We start from the raw sequence: 2558 nt of genomic DNA on the forward strand, positions 1-2558 counted from the left end.
GCATGGAGCCGAGCGCTCCGGCATTGCCGGTCGGGCCGCCAAAAAGCCGGCCGTTCAGCACAATGCCGCCGCCGGCAAAGGCGCCGATATAAAAATAGACGAAGTCGCGCGCAGCGCCCGCCTGGCCGAAGACGAGCTCGGCGCCGCAGGCCGACGTGGCATCGTTCTGCAAATAGACCGGAAAATCGCATTGCGCCTGGATGTCGGCCCGGATGTCGCGGTGACGCCATTCGTCCATCACGTCGCGGGGGGCGCCGGCGGTATCGGCCCAGTTCCACAATTCGAACGGCATGGCGATGCCGAGCCCGGCGATGCGCTTGTCTTGCGCGGGCGTCAGCGCACCGCGCATCTGCCGCATGCCGTTGCTGACGAAGTCCACCGTCTCGCGCGGCGCCGGGTAGCGATAGGAATGCTGCAGCATCGAACGGACATGGCCAAGGAAATCTATCAACACCAGTTCGGCGCTGCGGCGGCCGATCTTCAGCCCAATGAAGAAAGCGCCTTCGGGATTGAGCGCCATCGGAATGGAAGGCTGGCCGATCTTGCCGCGCAACGGCGCCTGGCGCAGCAGGAGGCTTTCTTCCTCCAACTCGCGCATGATGACCGAAACCGTCTGCGCCGAAAGGCCGGTCATGCGGGCGATGTCGGATTTTGCCAGGCTGCCGTGCTGGCGCACCAGCGACAGCACCAACCGCTCATTGTGGTCGCGCATGCCGCTCTGGTTGGTGCCGCGGTGAATGAGACTGTCATTCACCTCGGGCGAACCGTGCCTCGCAATGGCCGTTTCCACCCTGTTCCTCCCGTCGTTTCCCCTCAATGCTTTTGGGCCAGAATGGGTGAACGAAGCAAGGCTGTCAATAATAAATAAGAGTGATTTAATTATTGACAGAGGCTTCGTGCTGGTGTCTGTTGAGGCAGCGTCCACGCTGGGAGAATTTCGTTGGACGCGCTGCAGGTGCCGGTTGGCCGGCATCCGGATGGATCCACTGGGAGGAAATCGTGACCAATACAAAACTGTTGAAATCGACCGTGTTTGCCGCCGCGGCTCTGGGGCTGATGGCGTTTGCGTCGTCCGCATCCGCGGCTGGTGTCGGTGCCTGCCTGATCACCAAGACCGACACCAATCCCTTCTTCGTCAAGATGAAGGAAGGCGCGACCGCGAAGGCCAAGGAACTCGGCGTCGACCTCAAGACCTATGCCGGCAAGATCGACGGCGACAGCGAGAGCCAGGTCGCGGCCATCGAGAGCTGCATCGCCGACGGCGCCAAGGGTATCCTGATCACTGCATCCGACACCAAGGGCATCGTGCCGACCGTGAAGAAGGCGCGTGACGCCGGCCTGCTGGTGATCGCGCTCGACACGCCGCTCGATCCGATCGACGCCGCCGACGCGACCTTTGCGACGGACAATCTCGAAGCCGGCAAGCTGATCGGTGCCTGGGCAGCCGCCACGCTCGGCGACAAGGCCAAGGACGCCAAGATCGGCTTCCTCGACCTGACGCCTTCGCAGCCGACTGTCGACGTGCTGCGTGATCAGGGCTTCATGATGGGCTACGGCATCGACGTGAAGGATCCCAACAAGATCGGCGATGAGGACGATCCCCGCATCGTCGGCCACGACGTCACCAACGGCAACGAAGAGGGCGGCCGCAAGGCGATGGAGAACCTCCTGCAGAAGGACAACACCATCAACGTCATCCACACCATCAACGAGCCTGCCGCTGTCGGCGCCTACCAGGCGCTCAAGGCTGTCGGCCTCGAAAGCCAGGTGTTGATCGTTTCCGTCGACGGCGGCTGCCCCGGCGTGAAGTCGGTGGCCGAAGGTGTCATCGGCGCGACGTCGCAGCAATATCCGTTGCAGATGGCAGCACTCGGCATCGAGGCGATCGCTGCTTTCGCCAAGGACGGAACCAAGCCGAAGCCGACCGAAGGCAAGGACTTCTTCGATACCGGCGTCAACCTGGTGACCGACAAGCCGGCCACCGGCGTGAAGTCCATCGACACCAAGGAAGGCCTCGCCAAATGCTGGGGCTGATGCCGGTCTGACAGGCATCTACCGAACCTGGGCGGCTGGGGCTTGATCCCCGGCCGCTTCGGGTGGACGATGGCTCGCGTGACCGCGAACAATCCCGGCGACAGACCGGAAAGGCGTGGACTGGCGTCGGCGTTTGGCTGAAGCCTTCGGGGAGAAAACATGGCTCAAGCTCAGGAATTCGAGAAAGTTCTTTCGAGCAGCGACACAAGCGTTGCCGCTTTCGACGAGCACAAATCGGCCGTCAAGCGCATCCAGCATTTCCTGCATTCGACGCCGGCCGCAGTGCCGCTGATCGTCCTGGTTCTGGCGATCATCGTTTTCGGCATCACCATCGGTGGGCGGTTCTTTTCGTCCTACACGCTGACGCTTATCCTGCAGCAGATCGCCATTATCGGCATTCTGGGTGCTGCGCAGACGCTGGTCATCCTGACCGCGGGCATCGACCTGTCGATTGGCGTGATCATGGTGATTTCAGCGGTGATCATGGGCAATTGCGCGGTCAGCTACGGTATGCCGAGCGCGCT

Annotated in this window: 2 protein-coding genes and 1 pseudogene; 2 read left to right on the forward strand and 1 reads right to left on the reverse strand. The window is 62.3% G+C overall.

The genetic code is table 11. The annotated features are described in order from the left end of the window. Positions 1-790: ROK family transcriptional regulator (locus EN939_RS29330; protein WP_164751319.1), on the reverse strand; the 790-nt coding region annotated here is incomplete at its 3' end. A gap of 266 nt (positions 791-1056) precedes the next feature. On the opposite strand from EN939_RS29330, the gene EN939_RS29335 reads away from it, so the two are divergent. Next, on the forward strand, positions 1057-2034 hold the full coding sequence (locus tag EN939_RS29335; RefSeq protein WP_372958880.1) for a sugar ABC transporter substrate-binding protein: 978 nt from the start codon (positions 1057-1059) through the stop codon (positions 2032-2034). A gap of 159 nt (positions 2035-2193) precedes the next feature. After that, positions 2194-2558, forward strand: a pseudogene (locus EN939_RS29340) (ABC transporter permease); the annotation flags it as partial.

Source organism: Mesorhizobium sp. M7A.F.Ca.CA.002.05.1.1 (genome assembly GCF_003998335.1).
GTDB lineage: Bacteria > Pseudomonadota > Alphaproteobacteria > Rhizobiales > Rhizobiaceae > Mesorhizobium.

Coding starts and splice junctions, on each gene's coding strand:
- EN939_RS29335 (WP_372958880.1), top strand. CDS start 1,057: ATGGCGTTTGCGTCGTCCGCATCCGCGGCTGGTGTCGGTGCCTGCCTG.